Source organism: Dactylosporangium sp. NPDC050688 (assembly GCF_040654515.1).
GTDB lineage: Bacteria > Actinomycetota > Actinomycetes > Mycobacteriales > Micromonosporaceae > Dactylosporangium.
In genome coordinates this window covers 1-18,914 of the sequence record NZ_JBFAIC010000085.1, presented here as the reverse complement: position 1 = coordinate 18,914, position 18,914 = coordinate 1, and the positions used below count along the sequence as shown (strand labels likewise).

Below are 18,914 nucleotides of genomic sequence, written 5' to 3'. Positions count from 1 at the left end.
TCAGGTCACCGCCACGGGGTGGAACTCGTCCCAGCCGATCAGCTCCGCGTACTCCTTGTAGACGCCGCCGCAGACGTCGTCGAAGAAGCAGCCGCGGCACCGTTCGTCCTTGACCCGGGTGAAGTCGTCCATGTGGTCCTCGTAGTCGTCCATGACGAAGCTGCGGTAGAGGACCTTGTACCGGTTGTGCTCCCAGTCCACGAGGTGCCGCTCGTAGCCCGGCACCGTGCAGTACGGGAAGCCCTCCATCAGCAGCCTCGTCCCGCGGCGCACGGCCCGCTCGCAGGCCGCCAGCACGTACGGCCGGATCTCCTCGTAGCGCGGCGTGACGTCCCAGAAGTTGCGCAGCGCCGTGCCGGAGGTGTGCAGCGCGGACAGGTTGATCTGGTCGGCGCCGAGATCGAGGCACAGGTCGACGATCTGCGGCAGTTCGGTGAAGTTGTCCTTGCACACCACCGTGTTGGTCCGGACCTCGGCGCCGAGCGCCTTGACGTTGCGGATGCCCTGCGCGGCCTGCTCGAAGGAGCCCAGCGACTTGCTGATCCGGTCCTGGGTCGACGCGGTCGCGCCGTGCATCGACACCACGAACAGGCTCACGCCGCGCTCCACGACGCTGCGGGCGAACTCCATCCGCGCGAGCTTCCGCGCGTTGGTCATGAGGTGGACCGTCGGGTAGCCCTTGTCCCGGATCTCGTCCAGGATGTCCAGGAAGTCCCGCCGGATCGTCGCCTCGCCGCCGTGCAGGCTGACTCCCTCGTAGCCCTGGCCGGCGTGCTCGCTGAGGAACCGCGACACCCGTCGCCGCATGACGGTGTCCTGCGCCATGAACGGCGAGTCGACGATGCAGAAGCTGCACTTGCTGTTGCAGATGTCGGTCAGGTGGATGCTGAGCGCCTTCATGTCCGCACGGCCCCTCGTCGTCGGAACCGGTCGTCAGGGCTGCTCGTCGTCGAGCTCGTCGTCGTACATCTCGTAGCCCTGCTGGACCATCGCCGCGTCCTCGGGGGTGTAGACGGCGGAGTCGACCGCGAAGAACTCCTCGAGGTTCTCCGGGGTGAGCTTGGCCAGGTCCTCCTCGTCGAGGCTGCGCAGCAGGAGAAGCTGGACCTCGGTCAGCTGGTAGCCGGCGAGGGCGGTGTCGGGGTCGTCGAGCAGTTGCCGGCCGAACTCCGGGTCGGCGACCGCCCGCTCCAGCACGTCCTTGACCTGGCTCTGCTCGGCAGTGGTTTCGGTGCCGTCCGGCGCCGGCTGGTTCGGGGTCCTCTCGGCGGTGGTCACGGTGCTCCTTCCGTCCGAACCGGGCTCATGCCACGGCCATGGTTTCGTTGTTGAACCGTGCCGGGGCCTTGGCCGGACGGTCCTGACGCAGGCTCAGCAGCCGCCACGCGTCGCTGAAGTCGGTGCTCTGGATGCCGTTGAGCTTGGCGATCTTCGGCACGATGACGGCGGCCAGCTCCTCGGCGCTGCGCCCGTCGATCTCGTCGAACTCGTACACGCGGAAGTTCTGCGGCTTGTAGGAGAACTCGAGGTCGTCGGCGAGCCAGCGGTAGTTGGCGTCCAGCAGCCGCTGGTAGGCGTCGGGGAACTTGCGCAGCTTCATGCCGTAGGCCTCGGGCCGCGCACCCATCAGCGACTTCGGCGCCACGAAGTAGCGGTTGACGTTGAAGTAGTTGATGTATTCCGCGTTGCGTTCCAGGAAGTCCGTCGTCTCGGCGAACGTGTCCTCGTCCTCGTGCGGCAGCCCGGTGATGATCTCCAGGTCGGCCCAGATGCCGACCTCCTTGCACCAGCGCAGGACCCGCTCGGCCTCGGCGAGCTTCACCCGCTTGTCGATGATCTTCAGCATCTTCGTGCTGGCGGTCTCCAGGCCGAACGTGAGCTTCCGGCAGCCGGACGCGGCCAGCAGGGACAGCCGCTCGTACGTGAGTCCGTTGAACCGCGCGCAGTCCGACCAGTTCAGCTCGACGCCGTGCAGCACCACCCGGCTCGCGAACTCCTCCACGAACCCGTTGACCAGGTTGAAGTAGTTGTTGAACAGGTAGAAGTACGGGGTGTCGTACTTGGCCGACATCGCCTCCATGTCGGCGATGATGTCGTCGCAGGTGGCGTGGACGAGCTTGATCCGCTCCAGGCTCTCGGTGCAGAACGCGCACGAGTACGGGCAGTTGTAGTTGAAGACGTACGGCATGACCAGCCTGCCCCGCACGCCGTTGCCGTCCTGCGCGGCGTTCGCGTCGTTGGCCAGCCAGCTGAGGTACGCGGGGAACTGGTACAGCTGCATCCGGTTCCACTGCTCGTCGGCCCACTGCTTGCGCGGGCTCGCCTGCGGGCGGTGCCGGACGTAGTTGTGGTAGTCCGGCAGGTGCAGCCCGTCGAAGTCCGGCGCGAGGATCTCGTGCGCCGCGTCGGGGGCCCGCACCACCGAGCGGCCGAGGAGCCGGGCCACACCGGGCCGGGCCATCGGCAGCAGCGACCTGCCGCCGCCGCCGAGCGCGTCGATGAGGTCCAGGAACACCCCTTCGCCGGGGCCGGTGACCGCGTGGAAGTGCGTGATGCACGCCGTCCACCAGCTGTTGAACGCGTCGTTGAACTGCATGAGGTAGTCGAGGTTGTTGCCGCCGAGGACGACCGGCTTGCCGTAGTGCCGTTTGACGTGCGCGGCGACGACGATCGCGGACTGCATCTCCAGGAAGGAGAAGTCGCCACCGGCGGAGATGCCGACGACGTCCGCGGCGGCGACGTCCTTGCCCGCGAGCAGCCTGCCGGCGAACCCGTCGAGGAACTCGTCGGGCTCGCCGTTGACGTAGCCGATGACGGCCCGCTCGTCGAAGAACGGCTTCAGGTCGGCCTTCGTGAACTCGCCGCCGTGGTACATCCGCGACAGGTCGGCGTTGAGGTCGTGCAGGTCGACGTCGTAGCCGGCCCTGCGCAGGCTGGCGGTGACGATGCCGGTGCCGAACGGCGGCAGGTTCATCCTGGTGAACATGGGCTGCTCGCCCGGTGCGACCAGGAAGAGCACACGGGCGGGGCGGGTCCGGACTGCTGCCATGACGGCTCAACCCTCCGAGGCTGGCGACGAGGTGGTCAGTGCATTGCTCAGCGAGGTGATCAGCCCGCACGCGGTGGCGAGGGGGGCTGTTGCGCGGATCGCCGCGGCCAGCGCACCGGCGGCCTCGCGGTAGCGGGGTTCGTCGAGCACCGCGCGGACCGCGTCGCGCAGCCCGGCGGCGGTCACGGTCTCCGCGTGCAGCGCGATACCGGCGCCGAGGTCCGCGCAGCGTGCCGCGATGTAGGGCTGGTCGCCGGAGATCGGCACCAGCACGAGCGGCAGCCCGCGCACGAGCGCCCGGGACACCGTGCCCCACCCGGCGTGCGTGACCACGGCCGCGGCCCCGTCGAACAGCTCCTCGTGCGGCAGGTTGCCGGCGAACCTGACGTTGGCTGGTGCTTCGCCGGAACCGGGGTGCGTGACCACGGCCGACACCGGCAGCCCGCCGAGCGCCTGCGCCGCCGCCTTGAGGTAGCGGTCCTGGACGAAGGCGCGGCTGCCGAGCGCGGCGAGAGCGTGGGTGCTGGCGGTGACCACGACCGTCGGTGGGCCGTCGCCGTGCCCGCGCGGCGGTGGTGGAGACAGTGATGGCTGTGGGGCGAACGGCCCGACGAGGACCACCTCCGGCGGCAGGGCAGGCATGCCCGCGATCTGCGGGGTGGTCAGGATCAGGTGCAGCCGGGGCGAGGTCCGGCCGAGCAGGTTGCGCTCGTCGCCGCCCGGCAGCCCCAACTCGCGCAGCGTCGAGCCGGGGTCGAACGCGGCGAGCGTGTGCTCCGGGATGAACGTGCGGTACGCGTCGAGGGCCGGCACCGGGGAGCACGACAGCGACGCGTACGGCAGGCCGGTCAGCTCCGCGGCGAGGCTCCCGCCGGGCATCATCACGTCGGTCACGATGACCTCGGCCCGGCACGCCAGGGCGAGATCTGCGATGTCCCGGGCCATGTCGGCCACGTCGCCGAGGAACAGGTGGCGGTACAGCCGGGCGCTGCCGGCGGTCGCGTACAGCTCCGGCGGCACCGGCGAGTCGAAGTGCCACCGGGTCGCCGGCGACTCGGCGAACACGGTGACGGTGTGCCCTTCGGCGCGCAGCCGGGCACCCAGCGCCGCCATCGGCTCACGGTGCCCGGCCGGCGGGAACGGCACCAGCAGCACCCCGGTCACGTCGTCACCTCCGCCGCGCCGCGCTCCGGACCGGTCATGTCGGCAGCATCGCGAGGGTGCCGGCGGCGGACTCCAGCCGTGCCCGGGTGCGCACCACACCCTCCGGGGTGCCGATGTCGTGGTACTCCCCGGCGGTGAACTCCAGCGCGTTGACCGTCAGCCCGGCCGTCATCGCCGCCACGAACACGTCACTGAGCAGCAGCTCCCGCGCCGGTGCCACGAGCGCCGAGGCGACATGGCCGTGCAGCAGTTCGGTGAAGACCGGCGACCACACCGCGATGCCCCAGGTGTTGGCGACCGGGGGGTGCTCGGGCTTGTCGACGATCGCGAGGACCCGCTGCGAGCCCGGTTCGATGACGACCGGCGCGAGCGCCTGCGGTGTTGCGGTCGGGAACACGCCGAGGCTGAGGTCCGCCCCGGTGGCGTCGTGGAAGTCGACCAGCCGGGCGAAGCAGTCGCCGGGCGCGACGATCGTGTCGGGCATGCCCATGCACACCGTCCGGTCGGTCATGAACGGGTGCGCCAGGTCCAGCGCGTGCGGCATGCCGAGCGGAACTTCCTGGCACAGGTAGCCGAGGTCCATCCCGAGGTGGCGGCCCGACCCCAGGTAGAGGAACACGTCCCACTTGGCCGGGGAGAGCACGAGGAAGGCGCTGTCGACACCGCCGTCGTGCATCGCGGTCAGCACGTGCTCGACGGCCGCCTTCGGCACCAGGCGGCCGTCGACTTCGCGGTACCCGACCTGTATGAGCTCCTTCGGTGCGCGGTATGGCGAAAGGCGGGCGCCGACTCCCGCCGCTGGCACGATTCCAAGCCGTCCGGCCATGGGCACCTCATCGCGACTGGCGATCCAATGCAGCGAAATATAGGAATTCAATGCTGTGCTCCGGCTGCGCCGATGTTGCGGTCACGCTTCGCCGCAGCTGCGCCACACCTCCATGAACGTCGATGCAGACTTACCATCGCGGCATGTCGCAGCCTCGGGTGTCGGTGATCCTGCCGCTGTTCGGCGATCATCGCGCGGCCGGTTCGCTCGCCGCCGTCTGCCTGGCGTGGCTCCGGCAGGATGTGGACTGCGAGGTGGTGGTCGCGGTCGCCGACGGCACGCCACCGCCCCTGTTACCCCGCGCCGACCGGGTCAGGCTGGTGCTCGGCGGCGACTGTCCCGCAGCACCCGGCCCGCTGCGCAACCTCGCCGCTGTGGCGTCCGAAGCGCCGGTGCTGTACCTCGGCGACGGCGACATCGTGCCGCTCGGCGACGACTACCTGCGCCGCGCGCTGGCCCTGCGGGAGGGCCGGGTGCTGATCCAGCCGTGGATGTACCGCCTGGTCAACCCGTCCGACGTGCAGCCCGGCCGGGAGCTGACGGCGCCCGGCGGCGGCCGGCTGTGCCACGTGACCCTGACCCCGGACGGCACCCTGGTGCCGCTCGGCCCGGAGCGCTTCACCTGGCTGAACCCCGAGATCATGGTGGTCGAGCCGCCGCCGACGTACGGCTGGCGCAACGAGGACGGCACGCCGTGGCGCGCGTTCCCGTTCCACTGGGGCGGGTTCCTGCTGGACCGGGCCGTGTTCGAGGCGGTCGGCGGCTACAGCACCCGGTACGCCGGCTGGGGCTGCGAGGACGACGACCTCATCGCCAAGCTGGAGGCGCGGGCCACCGTCCTGCGCGGCTGGCGGGTCGCGCGTCGGCTGACCTGCCTGCACTTCGAGCACCCCCGGACGCACACCGCCGCGAGCATCGGGGCCAACCAGCGCATTCTCGCCGAGCGTCTCGCGGCCGGCGCCGACGCCATGATCGCGGAGGATCTGCGCCTTGCGGTCCAGCATTGACAGGTAGCGATTTATGAGCCCTTGGAGGACGTACCGTGCGACGAAGCATCCCGGCGCTGTCGCGCGCCGCAGCGACCCTGATCCTCGCCCTGTCCACAGCGGTCGGTGTCCCCGCCGCCGCACAGGCCGGACCCGCGCCGAGCCTGCTCGCCAGCAGCGCGTACACGCTGACGCAGGCGGAGGCGTTCGTCGCCCAGTCCGGCATCCAGGTCGAGCCCACCACCGACGTGGGCGGTGGCTTCGACGTCGGGTGGTTCACCCCCGGCGACTGGATCGCCTTCGACCTCGACTTCGGCGCGACGTCCCCGCGGACCGTCACCACCCGCCTCGCCAACGGCGGAGTCATCAGCGGCACCATCCGCTACCGTCTCGACAGCCCCACCGGCACCCCGATCGCCACCACGCTCGTCTTCCCGACCGGCGGCTGGCAGACCTGGAGCACCGTCCCCGCCGACCTGCACGCCTCCGCCACCGGCGTGCACCGCGTCTACGTGACCGTCACCGGCGGCTCCGGCATCGACCTCGTCAACATCAACTGGTTCAAGTTCAACGCCTGACCCGCGCGGCGCGTAGGGCACGATGGAAGCATGCTGTTTCGTCGATGGCGTACCCGCAACGACGCCCGGGCCGTCGTGGAATTCACGGCGGTCCGGGTGGATCCCCGGCTGGTCAGGGCCGTGCGAAGTCCGGTCGGCCGGTCGTGCGAATCAGGCAGCCTGCTCGGCGGGCGCGGCGTCCGGGCGGAACTCGGCGCCGCGGTTGTGCCGGAGGATCAGTGCCGCGGCCACGCCGCAGAGCGCCGCACCGAGCACGTAGGGCATGGCCGGGCGCACGTCGAAGGCCACGCCCGCGGCGATCGGACCGACCGCCCGAGCCGCGGCGGAGGCTGACTGCCCGATACCGAGCACGCCGCCGAGCGCGCTGCCGCCGGCCCGGGCGATGAGGGTGGCGGTGGTGGGCGCGAGCAGCCCCTGCCCCGTGGCGAGCACCGCGAGCGCGGTGTAGCTCAGCCAGGCCGGTCCGTACGGCAGTGTCACCAGGCCCAGGCCGAGCAGCAACGCGCCGGCCACCGCGATCCTGCGATCGCCGAACCGGTCGGTCACCCGGCCCACCACACCGCCCTGGACGATGGCCATCACCACCCCGACGCCGGTGAAGACGAGGCCCAGGCCGCTCGGGCCGAGGCCGTGCTGCCGGCTACCGAGCAGCGCGTAGGTCGCCTCCATGCCGGCGAACGCGAACGTCGCCGCGAACACGGCGCCCAGCAGCGGTCGCAGGGCGCGCAGACGGATCGCCTGCACCAGCGTGGCCAGCGGATTGCGCGACCGGTGGGAGGGTGGTTGCGTCTCCTGCCCGACCGGCCGGGCTCCCCGGGGAAGCAGCACCGCGCCGGCGATCAGGTTGGCCAGCGCGATGCCGCCCGCGACGAAGCTCACGCCCGCGAAACCCAGCCCGGCCAGGGCGGCGCCGATGGCGGGCCCGAACACGAAGCCCATGCCGATCGAGGCACCGACCATGCCGAGCGCCCGGGTGCGTTCGCCGGGCTCGGCGAGATCGACCGCGTAGGCCTGCCCGACCGAGATTGCTCCGCCGCACAGCCCGGCGACCACCCGCGCGGCGAGCAGCGCCAGCAGCGACCCGGCGACGCCGGTGAGCGCGAGGGAGACCGCGGAACCGGCCAGGCTCGCCAGCAGCAACGGCCGGCGTCCGTACCGGTCGGACAGCGCACCGAGCACCGGCGCCGCCACGAACTGGGCCAGCGCGTACGCGGTGAGCACACCGCCCAGCCAGACGCCGGAACCACCGAGCCGTTCGGTATGGAACGGCAACAGCGGCAGGATCACCCCGAAGCCCAGCATGTCGACGAAGACCGCGAGGTACACCACGAGTAATGCTTTGCGCCGCACCCGACGTCTGCCCTTCGCGCGGATTTACCGACCTGGTGTCGGCATCATACCGACGCGCTGTCGGGAAAGGCGGCGGGGTGGCGCGCCCGGGGACCATGCTGCTGCCATCACGGCCCAGCCGTGGCCACGCCCGGTCAGGAATGCATACCCTTTCGGGGGATTTAGTGGCGTGACTGTCGTGAACAGACTGAAGACTCTCAGTTGTGACTGGACAGGATGACAAGTGAACAGCGACTTGACCGAATCCGCAGCCGTTGCCCTGCTGACTCGGCAGGCCGCACGGTTCACCAGCAGCAGCGACCGGTTCGGTTACCGCAAAGACCTGCACGACCTGCTGGCCGGGGCCGCGCGGAGGGTCAGGCGGCCGATGCGGCTGGCCGTCGTCGGCCGGATCAAGTGTGGCAAGTCAACGCTGGTGAACGCACTGATCGAGCGCGGCCTGGCCAGCACCGGCACGACGGAGATGACATTCACGGTCGCCGAGTACCGCTACGACGAGCGCGAGTTCCTGCGGGTGCATTACCGGGACGCGACCGGCCGGGCGCCGGCCGAGTTCGGGCTCGACGAGCTGTACCGGCTCAACGACCACGATGCGGGCCGGCTGGACGAGTTGCGCAGCATCGGTCACGTCGAGGTGCATCTGCCCGCCGAGTTGCTGGCCGAGGTCGGGCTCCTGGACACGCCGGGTCTCGGCAGCGTGCACGGGGACGATTCGGCGAGCACCGAGCGCCTGCTGGCCACCATGGACCTCACCCTCGCCGACGTCGGCAAGGCCAGCGGTGCGGCGATGGCCCAGGCCGACGCGGTGCTCTACCTGTTCACCGACGATCTGGGCGGTCCCGACCTCGAGGTGGTGACCGGGTTCGCCGGCGGCGGCGACAGCTCCGGGCCGTTCAACTCGTTGCGGGCGTTCGGGGTGCTGAGCCGGTGCGACGGGAGCTGGGGGCCGCGGACCGCGGCCGTGGACTACGACCCCTTCGGCCCGGCCCGGGCGAGGATCCGCGCGTTCCAGGACGACGACGACCGGGTCGGTGAGCTCTTCCATACCGTGGTCCCGATCGCGGGTCTCCTCGCCGAGGGCGCGTTCCGGCTGGATGCCGGGCACCTGTCGGACCTGCGGGCGCTCAGTTCGAGCGGGCTGCCGGAGCTGGTGCGGTGGTTGCGGGGTGAGCGTTCCTTTCTGGCCGAGGAGACCGACTGCCCGCTTCCGCTGCCCGCCCGGTCTTCGCTGGCGGCGGTGCTCGGCTGCTGGGGGGTGTTCCGGGCCTGCATCCACATCAAGGACGGCAGGTCCGACGAGGAGCTGCGGGCTGCGCTGTTCAGGGACAGCGGCGTCGCCGACGTCGTCGCGCTGGTGCGCGGCCACTTCGGGCGGCGCTCCACCCTGATCAAGCTCAACGCCCTGCTCGCCGAGATCGAGCGGACCGTCGCCAGGCATCGGACCGAGGACGGTGGCCGCCCCGACGCGAATCTGACGGAGGTGACCAGGGCGGTGGCGGAGGTCCGCGAACGGGTCCTCGGGTTCGCCGACCTCGAACTGCTCCGCGGCCTGCAGCAGCGCTCGGTCAGCCTCGGCCCGGGTGAGACCGAGCGGGCGCGCCGCCTCGCCGGGGAGTTCGGCACCTCCTGCGCGCAGCGGCTCGGCCGCCCCGCCGGGGCCCCACCCGCTGGCTTCACGGCCGTCGCCGATGAGGAGGCGGCGTACTGGCGGCGTCGCCTCAACGAGGACCTCAACGGCAACCCGACCCGCCACCTGCTGCGTACCCTGAGCCGGATCGCCGACGAGGTCGCGTACCGGGTCCACACTGCCGCGGACCTGCTCAGCGGCTACTGACCGAGGCTACTGACCGAGGCTACCGATGGAGGCTGCCGATGGAGTCTTCTGCACGGATGAGGAGACGGTTGTGATGCTGCCGTTCCGGCGGCCGGCCCGGCCCAACCACCAGCTGCACCAGCTGGTGCGGGAGGCCGCGCTGCGGGCCGGGACGCCGGCGCCCGGCGAACCCCGCGACGACGACGAACTGTTGCAGGTCGGCCAGCACGCCCTGGCGGTGCTCGCCGACGCGCTGGCCACGGCGCGGGCCGCGAGCCCGCCGCCCACCGTGGCGCACCGCGCTTCGCGCGACTCGGCGCACGGCTGGGACAGCGCACCGGTCGCCCTCGAGCTGGCCGGGGTCCGCGAGCGGCTGCGGGACGTGTCCGACGGCACGAACGAGGTGTACACGTGGCTGCTGGACCGGCTCGACGTGGTGCTGGACGGCCTGCAGGTCACCGAGTTCGCCGACGACGGGCCGGTGGTCCCGCAACGGCACCGGGTGGTGGGCATGACGCCGGGCGGACCGGCGGGCCGGATCGCCGCCACGGCCCGCCCGGGGCTGCGGCTCGGCGCTGAGGTGCTCCGCCCGCAGGACGTCGTGATCTTCGAGAGGGAGGACGAGGCGCAATGACCGACCCGGTCAGGCTCAGGTTCGATGTGGTACGGGCGGTCGCGGCGGAGGCGGCACGGCAGCTGCCGGACCCGCGGCTGTCCACGCTCGGCCTGTCCACGCTTGCGGCACCCACCTGCACGGTCGTCGCGTTCGGCAGCTTCGACCGCGGCAAGTCGACGATGCTGGCCGCCCTCGCCGCGGACCGGGCACTGTTCCCGCACGAGCCGGCGGAGAACACCGCGGTCGCCACCACCGTCTACTTCGGCCGTCAGGCGCGGGCCTTCGTGCGGATCGCGGACGGCTCGCAGGTGCGCGAGCAGGAGATCGATGTCGACAAGCTGAGCCAGTACGTGAGCGAGCAGTCCCGGCGTGGCGCCGCCGACGACGTGGTCGAGATCCAGATCCGCAGCCCGCAGCCGCTGTTCGCGGCCGGTCTGGTCCTGGTCGACACGCCGGGGATCCTCAGCCGCAACCCGGCGCACAACGCCATCGCGCACCGCCGTGCCCGCGAGGCCGACGTGCTGCTGGTCGCGGCCGCCGTCGACCGCCCGTTGACGAAGGAGGAGCTGGACGAGCTCGCCCGCATCGGCGGGGGTCCGCGGTTCGTGCTGGTCGTGACCAAGGCGGACAAAGCGAGCCGGGCCGCCACCGCAGCGTACGCGAGGGAGAACGCCGACCGGGTCGCGCAGGCGACCGGCCAGCCGCCGGGCAGCGTCCCGGTCGCCGAGGTCACCGCCGAGGAGGCCCTGTACCTGGCGGCCGACGGCGGGGGCGGCGAGGAGGACACCGGCATTCCGGGGTTGCGGCGGATGCTGCTGGCCGAGGCGGCCACGCTGTTCGCCGCGAAACTCGACGCCGCCGCCGACCTCCTGGACACCGTTCTGGCGGAGATCGCGGCGGCGGCCGGGCAACACCTGGCCGTGCTGCAGATCCAGCTGGACGACGCCGCGGCGGTGGCCCGCCGCTCGGACGAGCTGCGGGCCCGGCTGGCCCGCCTGGACCACGCGATCGCGCGCGCGCCGGACGAGCTCACGCAGCGCTGCCGGGCGGCGGCCGACCGCGTGGACGCCGAGCTGACCCACCAGCTTCAGCTGCTCAAGGGCCAGATCCGGGCGGAGCAGGGACTGTACTCCCCACGACTGGACCCCCAGACGTACGCCGCCAACTTCGCCGAGCGGATCCTGCGGCTGCGCGAAGACGCGGACGCCGCACTGACCGACGCGGTCCTGAAGGTGTGGGCCGGCTGGGCTGCCGAGTCGGGCCTCGACCTCGACGCCGGCGCCGCCGACGATGTCGCCGGTGTGCGGGCCGGCAAGCGCTGGGAGGTGGTGACCCGTCTGGTCGACGACCGGCCGGTGCTCACCTTCGCCGCCATCAGGGCCGGCGCGGTCAACGGCCGGACGCTGGCGATCACCGGCGGGGCCATCGGCGGCATGGTCGGCGGCGTCGTGACGTTCTTCGCCCCCGGCCTCGGGGTGCTGCCCGGCGCTGCCGTCGGCGCGCTGCTGGGCCACCTGGTCGGGTGGGCGTCGGGCATCCGCGACACGCTCCGCGAGGAGCGTAAGCGGTGGCGGGAGACCGGCCTCAACACCCTCAGCGGCCGGGCCCCGGCCTGGGTCGACGACCAGATCAAGCAGCATCAGGACTGGCTGGGCCGTAGCGGGCCGGTGATCGCCGAAGCGGTACGCGACGAGTTCGTCCGGCAGGCCGGCGCCGCGCGCGGCGAGGTGCTCGCCGAACTGGACGCCGCCGGTACCGTCGCCGACACCGGCGGTGCGGGCCCGGCGACGCTGCAACGCCTGGCTGCCGAACAGCAACGGCAGCGGGATGTGGCGCTCCGGCTGGTGACCGAGCTTCGGGACGCGCGGAACGGGACCGCCGGGTGAGCGACCGTCTCGTCTATGCCATCGACTTCGGCATGACCACCTCGTCGCTGGCCGTCCAGACCGGCGACGACGAGCCGCAGCTGGTGACCGACCCGGCGTCACCGGCCCGCAGGATCACCGCGATCCCGACCGCGGTCTGCCGGACCGGCGGCGAATGGCTGGTCGGCACCGCCGCGGTGAACGCCCGCCTGGCGGCGCCGGACGGGTTCGCCGACGAGTTCAAACGGGACCTCGGCGGCGGCCGCACGTTCGTGCTCGGCGGCTCGCGGTACACGGCGGCCGACCTCACCACCGAGGTGCTGCGGTTCCTGCGCCGGCAGGCCGGCCGCCTCGTCACCGCCGAACCTGACGTGGTCGTCCTGACCGTCCCGAGCGTCTGGGAGCAGGGCTACCGGCAGGAGGCGCTGCGGCAGGCCGCGATCCAGGCCGGGTTCGCCGGTCGGACACTGCACATCGTGAAGGAACCGGTCGCGGCCGTCGTCCATGCACGGTCGCAGCGTTCCGTGCCGGATGATCAGCCGTTGCTCGTGTACGACCTGGGCGGCGGGACGTTCGACTGCGCCGTGCTGGCGCCACCGGAGGACCATCGGCCGGCGCTGGTCGTCCCCGGCGGACTCGCCGACGTCGGCGGCGCGGAGTTCGACCGGAAGATCCTGGCCGCACTCCGCGGCGACGGGCGGCTGCCGGCCGGCGTCGAGACGCAGGCGTACGCGCTCGCCGCCTGCGAATCCCTCAAGCGGCGGCTGTCGGACAGCGGCGTGGAGGTCGCCACCGAGCAGGTCCAGGGCTCGGCCGTCACCATCAGCTTCACCCGGGCCGAACTGAACACGCTGATCCGGCCCGACCTGGAGCGGACGGTCCAGGCCTGTGAAGAGGTCGGCCTGGTCGAGGACTGGACTGCGCTGGGCGCCGTCGTCCTGGTCGGCGGGTCCAGCCGGATCCCGCTGGTACACGAGCTGCTTGAAGCGAAGGCACCCGGACGGGTGGTGACGGTGCCCGAGCCCGAGCTCGCCGTCGTGCGTGGGGCCGTCGCCGAGGCGCGCGCCATCGCCGGCGACGCCGACCCGGTCGCGGCGCCGTATCCGCCCCCGCAGGCCCGCGCCGACATCGTGGGGGCGGCGACGACCCGTTCAGCGGGCACCGTCCAGCCCGGCTGGGGCGCGACGGCCGCCCTGCTGGTCGTATGGCTGCTCGGCGAGGCGGCCCGGGTATGGTTCCGCCACCAGTACGACATCTGGAACCTCACCCCGCCCGCCCTCGCGGTGCTCGCCGCGGCCGGCACCCTCGCTGACTACCGGCGGCGTGACCAGCCCGGCTCGCGCCGCCCCGGCACGTGGGTCGTCACGGTCACGGTCGTCGCAGCGGTGTACGCGTTCCTCCAGATCGTCATCTACGTCTATCGCGCAGTCAGCGGCGGAAACCATGCCGCCGACTGGATCGGCGCCGCCGCCGCGCTCGGCATGCTCATCATCACGGCCTGGACCGCCGTTACCCTCACCGATGCCCGTGGCGCAGCCAACCGGGTGGCAGACCGGGAGGCCGGCGCCGTCACGCTGGCCCAGCTCACGCAGCGGCAATGGTTCGGACCCGGGGACCAACCGAAGGCGCCCTACCACCGGCTGCTCGCCTACTCGGCCGTCCGCATCTACGAACTCCCGGCGAGCCAGGCCTTCCGGTATGCCATCTCGGCCGGCAACTTCGTCCTGCTCGTCCACGAGGCGACGGACGCCCGTGCCCGTCCGTCGCTGTCCGACCAGTTGCAGAGCTGGCGCACGCAGCTCGGCGGCACGGCCAGGGTCGAGGCGTTCGTCGTGCTCCCAGGCGGACGCCCACCCAGGCTGTCGAGCGTGGACCGCACCCGGCACGGCTACGAACTGGCCACCGCCACGACCTTCGTGGACCTCGTGTGGACGCTGTTCGCAGGCGAGACGACGGTGAGCTATCCGATCAACAGCGCTCTGCTGCGCAGGGCAGCCCAGTCTCCGTCTCCGCAGACGGTTCCGTAGTGTCGCTTTCCGGTGCCCTGTGGACCGTGGTTCACGCGCCCTGTCCATCCGGCGCGCCGCCCCGTCGGGCCTGCGCTGGGCGGGTGCGGGCCGCCCACCAGGCCAGCAACAGGACCGTCCCGACCTCGGCGAGCCCGAGCAGGCGCTCCACACTCCCGAGCGGGATGGCGCGCCACCACCGTACGCCCGTCCACGGCTCGGACAGCAGCGCCCACAGGATCGGGGAGAAGCACAGCAGCGACACCACACCGCCGAGGGCGACCAGCCGGGCCGGCCGGCGGGTGCCGGCACCGTGCAGCCAGGGCGCCGCGGCGAGCAGGGCACCGGCGGGCAGGCTGAGGAACGCGACCAGGCTCGCCACCCGGTGGATGTCGCCGCTCATGGACGGGCCCGTGGACCAGTTGTGCTTCTCGAACCATGCCCCGCCCCGGCCCGCGGGCGGAGGCGCTGCCGGACGCCGGGAGGTCCCAGCCGGAGACATCACCGGCCTGCTGGAAGCCGCTCTGCGTCCGTGGCGGTCGCAGCCGCCGGAGACGGCACATGCGTGTATGACGCTCCGTGTCCCTCGGTCCGCAAGCCGCGGGTGTGGTTACCCGTTCCTGAGGTCTCGGACCAGTCGCCGGTACATCGGCTGCAGCTCGACGTCAGTGTCTGCTGATTCCTGCGGGTCGGCCGGGAGGGCCGGCGGTGCTTCGGTGAGCATCTGGATGCGCCGGCCCAGCGGTGGGATGACGGCGAACGGTGACGCGTTGCGCGTTACGTCGGCTTCGCAGCGTTCTGGCATCGACGGCGCAGTCTTTGCCAGCACCTCTGCGGTGAGGGTTGGCCAGCGGGCGATGACTGCGTGGGGTTCGTCGCGCTGGACGACACCGGAGCGGTCGCCTGCGCGGGCGTCGCGGCGCAGGACGGTGACCACCGATTCGACCAGGAGCCGCGTAGCGAGGACCGACCGGACCGGCAGCGTCCCGGCCACTGCGACCGCACGGGCGTCCGCGGCGAAGACCGCCTGGAACGACTCGGGCTGCAGCAGCGTCAGGTAGCCGAGGCGCACGAGACCGAATACGCCCTGCAGGAGCGCCATGAGCGGGCGCACGAGATCTCCGACGAGATTGGTGTACGACTGTGCGTGCTGCTGGCCGATGCGCTGTGGGTTGGCGGCCATCATGCTGGTGACGTCGTCTTCGCGGCTGCCGTGCAGGCGTTTGTCTGCGGCCGGTTCGAAGATGGCAACCATGGTGGCGAGGGTTCGTTCGACGGTGCCGGTGAGTACGGCTCGGCTCGGGTCACCGCCGCTGAACCGGGCGAGTTCCAGGGCCACCAGCGCGGTGCGCTGCGCGGGGTCGAGCACCGCCCACAGCGGCACTCCGATGCGCAGGTAGCGGCGCCGCAGAATGCCGGAGAAGCCCGCGTCAGCGGCGAACCGGTCGTCCAACGCGACGATGTGTGGTGCGGGTACGTCCAGTGCAGCGGCGACCCGGTCAACCAGCGCATGCAGCGCGACTGCGTCCGCACGCCGGACGGTGACGACGTCGCGGGGCAGGGCTGCCGGTCGGGGCAAGGTCAGCCCGCCGAAGAGCAGCAGCACGGTGCCGGGCAGCAGCGCGGCGCTGGGGAACCGCACGGTGCTCAACCACGCACCGCACAGCAGAATCCCGAAGGCAGCGACCTGCACGACGACGGCAACGACGGCGGTCGCGACCCGACGGATCCGACTCGGCGTGACCTCTTCACGGGCCCTCCGCCGAGCGCGTCGTCCCAACCGAACGTCAAGCCACCGCCATCCGATGACGTCTTCCGCGCTGCCCGTCATGCGTGCATCGTCCCCTTCGGGCGCTCAGCAGCGCAAACCTGGCGGCCAGCAGCGGGGTCACGTCGAACAACCCAGCCGTTGGACAGCAGCGCGTACTGGCTGATCGTCCGGCTCGTCCAGTCCAACCCCGCCGACGGCGGCACCACGTGCGGCACCCCGGACCCGGCGAACATCCCGGCGTCCCGCTCGTCATCCCGCTCAGCGTGCCACGCGCGGTAGCCTGAGGGCTCATGACGGACGAGGCGTGGGATCCGCACGAGGTCATGCTCGTGGTCAGCCACCCGTACGCGGACTTCGAGGTGCCGCGGCCGGCCACGGCCAGCCGATGCACCTCCACCGCTTGGGCAATGGAGGTCATGCGGGAGTTCCGGGCTGGGCGGGGCCGGTGATCCAGATGGCGTGGAGGGAGCGTGCTGCGGCGGCGCAGGCTTCGACGTACTCCTCATCGGTGAGCAGGGGGCGGACGAGGGGGCGCAGGATGTTGGAGACGTAGTAGCGGGGTTGGCGGGTTTCGGGGTCGGCGCCGGCTTCGAGCAGGCCGAGTTGCGTGGCGCGTTCGATGTGCCGGTCGGTGTCGGGGTGGTCGTGGATGGCGTGGACGGTCTCGCCGGGCACGGGCAGTTCGACGACGTTGAGTTTGGCGAGCATCTTCTGCAGGTCGGGGTCTTGGGAGCCGAGGAGCTTGGTGGCGAGGATCTTCTCGCGGAACCGGTCGGCCTCGTGCTCGATGGCGGCGATGAGGCCGTCGACGTCGAGGGTGCGGTCGGCGACGATCAGGTCGAGCCAGTCGAGGAGCCGGGGGTTGCCGGCCGCGGCCTGGATCGCGCGGGCCCGGATCTGGGGGTTGACGCGTGAGCCGTGGCGCAGGTTCGGCAGGTTGGCGATCTTCTTGGTCTGCTCGACCTCGATGAGGGTTTCCAGTGCCTCGGTGGCGATGCGCGTACCGGCGGGGGTGGGGAACAGGTAGCGGCTGGTGATGATGACCCGGCTCGGGCTGCCGGTCTCGCGGATGGCGGTGAGCAGGGCGGGGAGGATGTCGGCCATCGAGGTCGACAGGATGTGCCCGCCGTTGCGTTCGTCGAGGTTGCCGTCCTCGAAGTCGTCGAACACGAACAGGCACGGGGTCTGCCCAAGGGGTCCGTCGACGTCGAGCAGGAACCGCAGCCGGACGGCGAGGGGGGCCCGGTCGTCGCCGAGCACCTGGTCCGCCTCGGCCTGCTGATCGATGGTCGGGAACCGGAGTTTGGTGGTGAGTTCCCGGAACTTGATGAGGTCGACCCGGCCGTACCAGACGGCGCGCTGGTGGGTGGGCATGCGTTCGAGGAGCCGGGAGGCGAGGCTGCTCTTGCCGAGGCCGCCCATGCCGTGCAGGACGAGGGCCTCGGCTCCGCCGGGCTCGTGCAGGGGCTGTTTGAGGGTGCGCAGGCAGCGTTGGATGGCGCGGCGCCGGCCGACGAACGCGGCGCGGGCGGCGACCCGGGACAGCTGGGTCTGCGGGTCCAGGAACTCCTGGTCGGCGGCGCGGGCCTGGATCCGTGCGCGTCCCTTGGTGTGCAGCGGCGTGACCAGCGGCGCGAGCGGGGACCGGTCGGCGTAGACGCGCAGCAGATGCCAGCTGCCCCAGTGGTTGGTGTACAGGTGCTGGCGGGCCTCGATGACGGCCTGGTCGAGCGGTGCCCCGGCGGAGAGGGCCCGGTAGAGTTCCGCGGCGAACTCGGTGGCGGAGACGTCACCGACCGGCAGCGCCCACCCGAGCACCGCCGGCGCTCCGGCGCGGACCAGACTTTCGCTCATCGAGGGGAACGCGCCCCGGTCCGGGGCGTTGCCGGTGAGGCAGCCGGAGACGAAGACGAGGCGGGGCCAGTGCCCGGCCATGGCCTGGGCGATCTGGTCGGCGGTGGCGGTGGCGCGCCCGCCGAACTCGTTCTCCACCACGAACGTCGGCTGCCCGGAGGCGGTGGTGGCGTGGCCGCTCAGGTGCAGCACGTCGAAGTAGCCGCGCCCGTAGTCACGGGCCAGGAACCGCAGACCTTCCAGGGTGCCGCTCTCCTCGACGACCAGCTCGGTGCCGGTGCGGGACGTCGCCGCGAGGATGGCCGCCTCCTCGGCCTCGTAGTTGAGCACCGGCTCGACACCCTCCGGCGAGGTCGCCATGAACAGCACCCGCAACGGCCGGTTCCCCGGCGTGACCGGCGCCTGCAGCGCCGCACCGGCGCCGACACCCCGGACCGGCAGCAGCGGCGCGGGCGCGGCGACGGTGAGGAACGAGCCGTCCTGGCACAGCAGCTCCCACGGCAGATGCCGCAGCCGCTGCTCCGCGGTGATCCGCAGGATCGTTCCGGGTGGCTGGCCCGGCATCGAGGCCAGCCACCGCTGGTCCCCGTCGACGAACCCGGCCAGCCGCGCGCCGAGCTCACGCAGCCGCGGCGAGCTGTGCACGCGCTGGGCGTTCGCGTGCTGGGTGTAGTCCCGCTCGACGAGGTCGATCAGCTGCTCGACCGCCGCCCGGTCCAGGCCACGGGTCCGCGGCGCGCCCCCGTTTGTGGACAGGCGCACCTCGCAGTAGCTGGAGGTCTGCTCAAAGACCTCCAGCTCGAACATGTCCAGCTGATCCACCTCTGCGCTCAGCCCTGTTGCGTGTCGGCCTGCTGGAAGACGATCTCCAGCTGCTCGAGGTTGGCACCGGACAGTGCGACCGTCGTGCCGTCACTGAACTGGACCTTGACAGTGCCACCTGTCAAGCCCCGGGTTTGATGGAGAGTTGGTTAGCTGGTTTTCGGGGATACGGTGACCGGCTGGGTCATCGTGTGTAGTGCCTCGTACTCGGCAG

16 protein-coding genes are annotated in these 18,914 nt (G+C 71.7%); 7 read left to right on the top strand and 9 right to left on the bottom strand.

Annotation, left to right across the window (positions count from 1 at the left end; translation table 11 throughout):
• From AB0H83_RS45495 to AB0H83_RS45475, 5 genes are read right to left on the bottom strand one after another with little or no spacing between them, the layout of a single operon-like run.
• Complete coding sequence (locus AB0H83_RS45495; protein ID WP_360107998.1) at window positions 1–900, bottom strand: radical SAM protein; 900 nt, start codon at window positions 898–900, stop codon at window positions 1–3.
• 33 nt (window positions 901–933) lie between these two features.
• Window positions 934–1,278, bottom strand: a complete 345-nt coding sequence (locus AB0H83_RS45490) for an Os1348 family NHLP clan protein (protein ID WP_360107995.1) — start codon at window positions 1,276–1,278, stop codon at window positions 934–936.
• Window positions 1,279–1,303: 25 nt separating this feature from the next.
• Complete coding sequence (locus tag AB0H83_RS45485; RefSeq protein WP_360107992.1) at window positions 1,304–3,049, bottom strand: radical SAM protein; 1,746 nt, start codon at window positions 3,047–3,049, stop codon at window positions 1,304–1,306.
• Window positions 3,050–3,055: 6 nt separating this feature from the next.
• Window positions 3,056–4,213 (bottom strand): glycosyltransferase, encoded by a 1,158-nt coding sequence (locus tag AB0H83_RS45480; protein WP_360107989.1) that lies wholly within the window; start codon window positions 4,211–4,213, stop codon window positions 3,056–3,058.
• A 34-nt stretch (window positions 4,214–4,247) separates the two neighbouring features.
• Window positions 4,248–5,039, bottom strand: a complete 792-nt coding sequence (locus AB0H83_RS45475) for a sugar phosphate nucleotidyltransferase (protein ID WP_360107986.1) — start codon at window positions 5,037–5,039, stop codon at window positions 4,248–4,250.
• A gap of 143 nt (window positions 5,040–5,182) precedes the next feature.
• Here AB0H83_RS45475 and AB0H83_RS45470 point away from each other — a divergent pair, with 143 nt between their 5' ends.
• Both AB0H83_RS45470 and AB0H83_RS45465 read left to right on the top strand, forming a co-directional pair.
• Window positions 5,183–6,046 (top strand): galactosyltransferase-related protein, encoded by an 864-nt coding sequence (locus AB0H83_RS45470; RefSeq protein WP_360107985.1) that lies wholly within the window; start codon window positions 5,183–5,185, stop codon window positions 6,044–6,046.
• Window positions 6,047–6,081: 35 nt separating this feature from the next.
• Window positions 6,082–6,603, top strand: coding sequence for a carbohydrate-binding protein (locus AB0H83_RS45465; RefSeq protein WP_360107982.1), 522 nt, complete (start codon window positions 6,082–6,084; stop codon window positions 6,601–6,603).
• Window positions 6,604–6,753: 150 nt separating this feature from the next.
• Here the strand turns inward: AB0H83_RS45465 and AB0H83_RS45460 are convergent, their stop codons facing one another.
• The gene (locus tag AB0H83_RS45460) at window positions 6,754–7,932 is read right to left on the bottom strand and encodes an MFS transporter (RefSeq protein ID WP_360107979.1); all 1,179 of its coding nucleotides are present in this window, start codon (window positions 7,930–7,932) and stop codon (window positions 6,754–6,756) included.
• A 244-nt stretch (window positions 7,933–8,176) separates the two neighbouring features.
• On the opposite strand from AB0H83_RS45460, the gene AB0H83_RS45455 reads away from it, so the two are divergent.
• The 4 genes from AB0H83_RS45455 to AB0H83_RS45440 all read left to right on the top strand — a co-directional run bounded on the left by AB0H83_RS45455 (window position 8,177) and on the right by AB0H83_RS45440 (window position 14,274).
• A complete protein-coding gene (locus tag AB0H83_RS45455) occupies window positions 8,177–9,787 on the top strand; it encodes a dynamin family protein (RefSeq protein WP_360107976.1) in 1,611 nt (536 codons plus the stop codon).
• Window positions 9,788–9,857: 70 nt separating this feature from the next.
• Window positions 9,858–10,400 carry a hypothetical protein gene (locus AB0H83_RS45450; RefSeq protein ID WP_360107973.1) on the top strand — a complete coding sequence of 181 codons (543 nt, stop codon included), beginning with the start codon at window positions 9,858–9,860 and terminating at the stop codon, window positions 10,398–10,400.
• A complete protein-coding gene (locus tag AB0H83_RS45445; protein WP_360107970.1) occupies window positions 10,397–12,268 on the top strand; it encodes a dynamin family protein in 1,872 nt (623 codons plus the stop codon). Before AB0H83_RS45450 ends, AB0H83_RS45445 begins: the two co-directional genes overlap by 4 nt.
• Window positions 12,265–14,274: an Hsp70 family protein gene (locus AB0H83_RS45440; protein ID WP_360107967.1), complete on the top strand. Its 2,010-nt coding sequence runs from the start codon at window positions 12,265–12,267 to the stop codon at window positions 14,272–14,274. The genes AB0H83_RS45445 and AB0H83_RS45440 overlap by 4 nt, the downstream gene beginning before the upstream one ends.
• 31 nt (window positions 14,275–14,305) lie before the next feature.
• Here AB0H83_RS45440 and AB0H83_RS45435 read toward each other — a convergent pair whose 3' ends face one another.
• Complete coding sequence (locus tag AB0H83_RS45435; RefSeq protein WP_360107964.1) at window positions 14,306–14,656, bottom strand: hypothetical protein; 351 nt, start codon at window positions 14,654–14,656, stop codon at window positions 14,306–14,308.
• A gap of 207 nt (window positions 14,657–14,863) precedes the next feature.
• Window positions 14,864–16,084, bottom strand: a complete 1,221-nt coding sequence (locus AB0H83_RS45430; protein WP_360107961.1) for a M48 family metallopeptidase — start codon at window positions 16,082–16,084, stop codon at window positions 14,864–14,866.
• Between the two features lie 78 nt (window positions 16,085–16,162).
• Here AB0H83_RS45430 and AB0H83_RS45425 point away from each other — a divergent pair, with 78 nt between their 5' ends.
• Complete coding sequence (locus tag AB0H83_RS45425; protein ID WP_360107958.1) at window positions 16,163–16,303, top strand: hypothetical protein; 141 nt, start codon at window positions 16,163–16,165, stop codon at window positions 16,301–16,303.
• A 135-nt stretch (window positions 16,304–16,438) separates the two neighbouring features.
• Here AB0H83_RS45425 and AB0H83_RS45420 read toward each other — a convergent pair whose 3' ends face one another.
• On the bottom strand, window positions 16,439–18,700 hold the full coding sequence (locus tag AB0H83_RS45420; protein WP_360107955.1) for a CHAT domain-containing protein: 2,262 nt from the start codon (window positions 18,698–18,700) through the stop codon (window positions 16,439–16,441).
• Between the last annotated feature and the right edge of the window lie 214 nt (window positions 18,701–18,914).